The sequence below is a fragment of the Streptomyces sp. NPDC060205 genome, assembly GCF_042728395.1.
In the GTDB taxonomy this organism is placed as follows: domain Bacteria; phylum Actinomycetota; class Actinomycetes; order Streptomycetales; family Streptomycetaceae; genus Streptomyces.
On record NZ_JBHWZP010000420.1, the window covers coordinates 1 to 7,163 of the forward strand.

Genomic DNA, 7,163 nt, shown 5'->3' on the forward strand with positions numbered 1-7,163 from the left:
CTTCGGCTGAACCGGGGCGTCACGCTCAGCGACCTCGCGGCGGAGACAGGCATCTCCACCAGCACCCTGTCCCGGCTGGAGGCCGGCCTGCGGCGCCCCACGCTGGAGCAGCTGCTTCCACTCGCTCGCGCCCACGGGGTCACGATCGACGAGCTGGTCGACGCACCGCCGACGGGTGATCCCCGTGTCCATCTGCGGCCCATCCCCTGCGGGGACGGCTCGGTCGTCCTGCCGCTGACCCGCAGGCCCGGGGGGATCCAGGCCTACAAGTTCGTCCTGCCGACCGGGAACGACGACGCCGCACCCGACCTGCGTACCCATGAGGGCTACGACTGGGTCTACGTCCTCAACGGAACGCTCCGCCTCGTCCTCGGGGAGCACGACCTGATCCTCCGGGCCGGGGAGGCCGCGGAGTTCGACACGCGCACCCCGCACTGGTTCGGGGCCACCGGCGCCGGTCCCGTCGAGTTCCTGAGTCTCATCGGAAGGCAGGGCGAACGCGCGCACGTCCGTGCGGCACCGAAGCAAGTCCCGGCCGGGTGAGCCGAGTTGGACGGCAGTGCGAGGGGTTCGAGAGAACGCGAGGACCGAGGGTCAGGCCAGGCCTGCCGCTATGGCCCGGCGGACGGCGTCGGGACGGTCCCGGATACCCGCCTTGGCGAACAGGTTGTTGATGTGGGTCTTGACCGTGGCCTCGCTGATGAAGAGCTTCTCGGCGATGGCCCGGTTCGGCAGGCCCTGGCCGATGAGGGTGAACACCTCGCGCTCGCGTGGCGTCAGGTCCGGCGGAAGCGCCTGGTCCGGGGCAGCCGGACGGGCACGGGCCGTGGCGAGAAGGCGGTCCTGGACCTCGCGGTCGAGGACGGACTGTCCCGCGGCGGCGGCGCGGATCGCCCGGACGATGTCCTGGCGTCCCGCGTTCTTCGTCAGGTAGCCGCGGGCGCCTGCGCCCAGTGCGGCCAGGATCGATTCGTCGTCGGCGAAGGTGGTCAGTACGACCACGGCGACCTGCGGGTGTTCCTCGCTCAGCCGGCGCGTCGCCTCGATGCCGTCCATCACGGGCATGCGCAGGTCCATCAGGACGACGTCCACCGGTGCGGCGGCCACGGCGGCGAGCACTTCGGTGCCGTCGGCCGCGGCGGCGACCACCTCGATGCCCTCGGACATGCCGAGCACCGCGGCAAGGGGCTCACGGACGGCGGCCTGGTCGTCGGCGACGATCACCTTCAACTGCCGCGGTTCATCGGTCGGTTCACTCATCCCGGGATCACTGCCTCCACGCGCCAGCCGCCTTCGTCGGGGCCCTCGGTGACCGGGCCCGCGGCAATGGTGCCACCCAGCAGGGCGACGCGCTCACGCATCCCGATCAGCCCCATTCCGCTGCCGACCCCTGCGGTCACCTCGCGGGTCGCGGGGTCGTTGCGGATTCTCAGTGTCGTCGATGCCGCCTCGAACGTCAGCTCCACCCCGGCGTCGCCGCCCGGGGCGTGCCGGGCGGCGTTGGTCAGTGCCTCCTGAGCGATGCGCAGCAGGTTCTGGGTGACCTGGGCCGGCAGTTCGCGGACGGTTCCGGTGACGGTGAGGGCATCGCGGTGGCCCGAGGACTCGACCATCGCGCTCAGGCTGTCGAGCAGCGGAAGGGAGTCCTCCCGCAGCGCGTGCACGGTCCACTGGGCCTGCTTCAGGCTCTCCTTGACCATGCTGTGTGCCTTGTCGTTCGCCTCGCGGACCTTTTCCAGGTCGCCGGTGTCGATCAGGGCGTCCGCCAGTTCCAACTGCATGTTGATCCCGGCCAGTGAGTGCGCCAGCACGTCGTGGACGTCTCGGGCGATGCGGCCTCGTTCGGTGAGTACGGCGGTACGGGCCTCGGCGCGGGCGGCCCGCTCGGCGGACTCGGCGGACGAGAGCATCGCCTCCATGGCGCGCTGTCTGCTGCGGCTGAGGATTCCCACCACCACCGGAGCACCGATGGTGAGACCGAGGGTCCAGGGCAGCGCCTCATGGCCCGGGCCGAGGCGGAGATACAGGACACCGCTGCACAGGAGGCTGGTCACAGCCGCGAGCGAGAGGGCCTGCTTCAGCGGAAGCCGGTAGCCGATGTGGCCGACGAGGAAGTAGGCGAACAGATAGCAGGCGCCGGTGCGGCTGACCCCGATCAGGGCGGCGGCGGCCACGACGCCCGTGGTCAGCCAGACGAGGGCGACGCGGGGCGGAAACCTGGTCTCGGGGAGGTGCCGCGCCATCAGGGCGACGGAGTTGACCACGAGGAGGGCGGCCACCGCCAGACCACGGCCGCTGGTGTCCAACGGACGGACGGTCACGAACCCGATGACGACGACGGCCAGGCTGATGGCCCACTGCAGCCGGGGGTCCTGGCGGGGCACGGCCCGCGGGCCCGGCTCCCTGTCGGGGGCCGGACCGGGGTGCGGGGCGCTCACTGATGCGGGCACGCCGCGACCATAGCCCACGGTCAGACCGTGTGGTCGAGGGCTGGGGCGGCGGGGCGCGGGCCCACGGGGAGCTGCGGCTCGCGCATCGCCAGACGGCTCCTGACGAAGATCGTCGCCAGCCGCGTGACCACCTCGGTGAGCGCCATCAGCACGAAGGCGGCGACCCAGGCCTGTGAGGTGGTGATGTCGTGGGTGACGCTGAACCGGCCCACGTCGTCGGCACCGCCGTGGTCGACCCACACCTGGAATCCCATGCGCGCACCCATCCCGAGCACCCACAGGACCGCCGATATGGCACCTGCCTTGATGAAGAGGTGTCCGTCGGCGCTGCGGATCCGGGTGTAGACGCCCCCTGCGACGCCGAGCGCCGCGCCGGCACCGACCAGCGCTCCGATCAGCACCAGGTCGTTGCCCGCGGAAGGAATGGTGTGCAGGTACTGGGAGGCCACGAAGGCCACGATCCCCAGCGGGATCAGATAGGACTTGAGGTCCAGCCGGCCTTCCCGCAGCTGCCGGAAGACAACGAGGACGAGGGCGATATCGGTGATCCAGTCGGTGGTGGTCATGCCCTCAAGACTGTCGTTTCCGGTCCTGGAACACCTGGACCCATGGGTGGAAGTCCGGGTGGAGTTCGGGCCGGCGTCTCCTCCACCCGCGGACGATCCGGCACGGTCCTCGCGCCGACGCCCCGGCCACCCGTCCGGCCCACCATCTCGCGCCGCCGAGCCGGTCTCTTCCTAGCGTCGACACGATGGCCACCCGGGCCAGTAGGAGGAACTCATGCCACGCCGCGTCACCCTCGCATGCATAGCCGGTGCCATGATGTCCATCGCGCCACTCGCCGGAACCGCCCACGCCCAGGACCTCGACTGCCGCAACTTCACCTACCAGGAAGACGCGCAGGCCGTGTACGACCGGAACCCGAGTGACCCGAACCGGCTCGACGAGGACCAGGGCCCGGACGACGGCATCGCCTGCGAAGTTCTGCCCCGCCGTACCGCCGCGGCTCTCACCACTCCGGCCTCAAGTGCCCCCTCCCCCGCGCTGCCCACACTCGGCGCACGTGCCGGCGTCGGCGGTGGCTCGTCGTCGCGGCCTTCCGGCTGGGACATCGGCGTCGGTGCGAGCCTCACCACTGGCGCAGCGCTCGCTGTCGGCTCCATCGCGCTGCATCGGCGCGGCCGACTCCACCGGCTCGTTTTCAGAGGCACCCGCGACAAGCGGTGACCCCGCGGCCGTCGCCGCCCGGAGCACGCCGAACCGCGTCGCTCGACTCGCGTCAGTCGACCCGCGCCAGTCGAACCGTGTCCATCGTCCCGCGTCAGCCGTCGCGCGTCCGCTGTCCCGTTCCAGTCGTCCGTTCCAGTCGTCGCGCGTCAGTCGTCCTGCTTCCACGAGCCCGTGGGGTGGCCGTTCACGCAGTGCACGCGGAGTTCGGTCTTGCCCGCGGTGCCCTCGAACCTCACCTCGGCGTGTTCGTCGTCGGGGCCCGGGTCGGCGCTCTTCACCCCGTATCCCTGGGCGGGAGCCCACGACAGCAGGCGTACGGTCGTTCCCTCGCAGGTCGCGATGGCCGTGCCGCCCTGGGCGGAGAATGTCCTCCTCACCTCGCGGGCGGTGGCGGCGGGTGCGGTCCCGGCCGGGGACGTGGACGTAGAGGTGGGCGTGGGCGTCCCGTAGTCAGGTGTCGTGCTCGGTGTCGCGGTGCCGGGCTCCCTGGCGGGGCCGGACGACGACGTGGCCTTCGCCGCGTCGAGCTGCTGCTGCACCTGCTCCGAGCTGAGCGCCCTGCCGTCGGAGGAGCCGGTGATCCCGTCCCCGATGATCTCGACGGCGGCCAGGCCGGTGAGCGTGGCGGCCACGGCGGCGGCCGTCCAGCCGGCCAGGGCGAGGAAAGTACGGGATGGCATGCGTACGACTATGCCCCGGCCGTCGATAAGGAGAGCACCGGGGAAACCTAAGGGATGGTTAACAGGGCGGGCCTGTCCGACTGCTCGGATAGCGTGCCTGCTGTGGTTCACCTCCTGATAGTCGAAGACGACCCGACGATACGGACGCCGCTGCTGCGCGCCCTGCGCGAGCGCGGTCACGCCGTCGCCGCCGCGCACACCGCGATGGGCGGACTGCAGACCGCGCTGGACGAGCGTCCCGATCTGGTGGTGCTCGACCTCGGTCTGCCCGACCTCGACGGCATCGAACTGCTGCGCATGCTGCGGGCGGTCAGTCCCGTCCCGGTGATCATCGCGACGGCCCGGGACGACGAGGCGGAGATCGTCCGGGGGCTGGACGCCGGCGCCGACGACTACGTGGTGAAGCCGTTCACCGCGGCCCAACTGGAGGCCCGGATCAGGGCGGTGCTGCGGCGCGGCACCGACTCCCGGGAGCCCGCCGCCGCCACCGTCGTCGGTGAGCTGCGCATCGACCCGGGCACGCGCGAGGCGAGCCTCGCCGGAACCGTCCTCGACCTCACACCCCGCGAGTTCGACCTCCTCCACCATCTCGCCGGCCGGGCGGGCCAGGTCGTCAGCAAGCGGGAACTGCTCACCGAGGTGTGGCGGGTGCCGTACGGAAGCGCCGACAAAACCGTGGACGTACACCTGTCCTGGCTGCGCCGGAAACTCGGCGAGAGTGCGCAGGAACCCCGCTATCTGCACACCGTACGAGGCGTCGGTGTCCGGCTGAGCGCGCCCGCGGACCCCGCGTGAGACGCCGGCTGACCCTGCTCGTCGCGGCGACCATGTGCCTGGCGCTCCTCGCGTTCGTCGTGCCTCTGGCCCTGCTGCTGCGTACGGTCGCGCAGGACCGTGCCACCGTCGCCGCCAGCGCGGACGCGCAGAGCATCGTCTCGCTGGTGGGGACCGCGGACCCGAAGACCCTGCGCTCCAGCGTCGAGCACGTGGCCGCCACGGCACGGGGGCCGCTCACCGTCTACCTCGCCGACGGGTCGGTCCTGGGCACCCCGGTGGCGCGTACCAGTGCCGTACGGCTCGCGGGACTGGCCGGGGTCAGCCGGACCGTGGAGCGGGCCGACGGGCGCGAGATCGTGGTGGCCGTGCTCGGCCGCCCGGACGGCACGGCGGTCATCCGCGCCTTCGTGCCCGCCGCCGAACTGACCCGCGGAGTCACGCAGGCCTGGCTGGTACTGGCCGGTCTGGGCGTCGCGCTCCTGCTGCTCGGTCTCCTCGTGGCCGACCGGCTCAGCCGCGCCCTCGTGAGCCCCATCTCGGATCTGTCCGCCGTGTCCCACCGGCTCGCACGGGCCGACCTCACGGCCCGCGCCCGCCCCGACGGGCCCCCCGAACTGCGTGAAGTCGCCGGCGCCCTCAACCATCTCGCCGACCGGATCCAGGAACTGCTGCGCGAGGAGCGCGAACAGGTCGCGGACCTCTCCCACCGGCTCCGGGCACCGCTGACCTCCCTGCGGCTGGAGGCGGAATCACTGACCGGAGCCGACGCCGCCCGGATCGCCGCCCGCGTGGACGCCATGGAACGGGCGGTCACCGGGCTCATCAGCGAGGCCCGGCACCGCCCGGAGACGGACGCGCACGCGCAGTGCGACGCCTCCTCGGCGCTCCGCGAACGGGTGGCGTTCTGGACGGTCCTGGCCGAGGACACCGGGCGGGCCGTCACCCTGGACGTCACGACGGAGGGCCCCCTGCCGGTCGGGATCCCCGCGGACGAACTCGCCGCCGCCGTGGACGCGTTGCTGGGGAACGTGTTCGCCCACACCCCCGACGGAACCGCGTTCTCCGTCACCCTGTCACCCCGCGCCGGCGGTGGAGCCGTGCTCACGGTGGCCGATGAGGGCCCCGGGCTGTCGGCGGACCTGGCCCGACGGGGCACCAGTCTGGGCGGATCCACCGGCCTGGGCCTGGACATCGCCCGCCGGGCCGCCGAGTCCAGCGGCGGCCGGATGACCCTGCCGACCGGCCGGACAGGCGGCGCCCGGGTGACCCTGGAACTGGGACCGCCCACGCCCCGAGTCGCCCCTCCCCCTTCCTCATGACCGCCTTAGCGCGCTCTTAGCACTGCCGCAGCGCGGCCCTATCCCGGCCCGCGCGAACCTCTCCTCAACACCAGCAACCACAGGAGGTTCGCCATGAAGCGCGCATCACTCGTCCTGCTCACCTCGGGAGCACTGGTCGCCGCGATCACCGGTACGGCGCTGGCGGGCGGAAGCGACGACACGTCGCACTCCCGCAGCGCGTCTTCGACCACGGCCGCGGCCTCGGCGTCGCCCGGACCGGCATCCGACGCACCGACCACGGCCCCGTCCCCGTCCCAGTCGGAGTCGGAGTCGGAGCGGGAGTCGGAGTCCGGGGCACCGACCACGGCTCCGACAGCCGACGACGACACGGCCGGACCGGCCACGGCCACGCCCACCCACACGAGGCCCGCACAGCCGAGTTCGCCGGTGGGCAGCCGGCGCGCCGGGGAGATCGCGCTCTCCCACGTGGGCGGCGGCACCCTCAGCGAGGTCGAGGCCGAGACGGAGCACGGCCGCGCGGTGTGGAGCGTGAAGATCCTCAAGAACGGCAGCCGGTACGAGGTCCACGTCGACCGGGGCAGCGGCGAGATCACGCGGTCACGGACCAAGTCCGACGACGACCACCGTGACTCCGAGGACGACGGCCGTCACGGCCGCCACGGCCGCCACCACGACTGAGTCTGCCCCTGGCGCGTGCGGGCCGTCTCGACGGCCCGCACCGAGGG

At 72.3% G+C, this 7,163-nt stretch carries 9 protein-coding genes; 5 read left to right on the forward strand and 4 right to left on the reverse strand.

Annotation, left to right across the window (positions count from 1 at the left end; translation table 11 throughout):
* The coding region (locus ACFWGJ_RS39715) for a helix-turn-helix domain-containing protein (protein WP_387333829.1) at positions 1-543 on the forward strand (543 nt) is incomplete at its 5' end.
* 51 nt (positions 544-594) lie between these two features.
* Here the strand turns inward: ACFWGJ_RS39715 and ACFWGJ_RS39720 are convergent.
* Genes ACFWGJ_RS39720 through ACFWGJ_RS39730 form a run of 3 tightly spaced genes read right to left on the reverse strand, consistent with a single transcriptional unit; the run spans position 595 to position 3,016 of the window.
* Positions 595-1,260 carry a response regulator gene (locus tag ACFWGJ_RS39720; protein ID WP_387333830.1) on the reverse strand — a complete coding sequence of 222 codons (666 nt, stop codon included), beginning with the start codon at positions 1,258-1,260 and terminating at the stop codon, positions 595-597.
* Positions 1,257-2,468 carry a sensor histidine kinase gene (locus tag ACFWGJ_RS39725; RefSeq protein WP_387333831.1) on the reverse strand — a complete coding sequence of 404 codons (1,212 nt, stop codon included), beginning with the start codon at positions 2,466-2,468 and terminating at the stop codon, positions 1,257-1,259. Before ACFWGJ_RS39725 ends, ACFWGJ_RS39720 begins: the two co-directional genes overlap by 4 nt.
* A gap of 2 nt (positions 2,469-2,470) precedes the next feature.
* A complete protein-coding gene (locus tag ACFWGJ_RS39730; RefSeq protein WP_387333832.1) occupies positions 2,471-3,016 on the reverse strand; it encodes a hypothetical protein in 546 nt (181 codons plus the stop codon).
* Positions 3,017-3,230: 214 nt separating this feature from the next.
* Between ACFWGJ_RS39730 and ACFWGJ_RS39735 the strand changes: the two genes are divergently transcribed.
* A complete protein-coding gene (locus tag ACFWGJ_RS39735; RefSeq protein WP_387333833.1) occupies positions 3,231-3,677 on the forward strand; it encodes an excalibur calcium-binding protein in 447 nt (148 codons plus the stop codon).
* Between the two features lie 149 nt (positions 3,678-3,826).
* On the opposite strand, the gene ACFWGJ_RS39740 is transcribed toward ACFWGJ_RS39735, so the two are convergent.
* Entirely contained in the window at positions 3,827-4,360 is a 534-nt protein-coding gene (locus ACFWGJ_RS39740) for a hypothetical protein (RefSeq protein WP_387333834.1), read from the reverse strand.
* Between the two features lie 102 nt (positions 4,361-4,462).
* Here ACFWGJ_RS39740 and ACFWGJ_RS39745 point away from each other — a divergent pair, with 102 nt between their 5' ends.
* The 3 genes from ACFWGJ_RS39745 to ACFWGJ_RS39755 all read left to right on the forward strand — a co-directional run bounded on the left by ACFWGJ_RS39745 (position 4,463) and on the right by ACFWGJ_RS39755 (position 7,116).
* Complete coding sequence (locus ACFWGJ_RS39745) at positions 4,463-5,155, forward strand: response regulator transcription factor (protein ID WP_387333835.1); 693 nt, start codon at positions 4,463-4,465, stop codon at positions 5,153-5,155.
* Positions 5,152-6,456: a sensor histidine kinase gene (locus ACFWGJ_RS39750; protein WP_387333836.1), complete on the forward strand. Its 1,305-nt coding sequence runs from the start codon at positions 5,152-5,154 to the stop codon at positions 6,454-6,456. Before ACFWGJ_RS39745 ends, ACFWGJ_RS39750 begins: the two co-directional genes overlap by 4 nt.
* A gap of 93 nt (positions 6,457-6,549) precedes the next feature.
* A complete protein-coding gene (locus ACFWGJ_RS39755; protein ID WP_387333837.1) occupies positions 6,550-7,116 on the forward strand; it encodes a PepSY domain-containing protein in 567 nt (188 codons plus the stop codon).
* Positions 7,117-7,163: the final 47 nt, after the last annotated feature.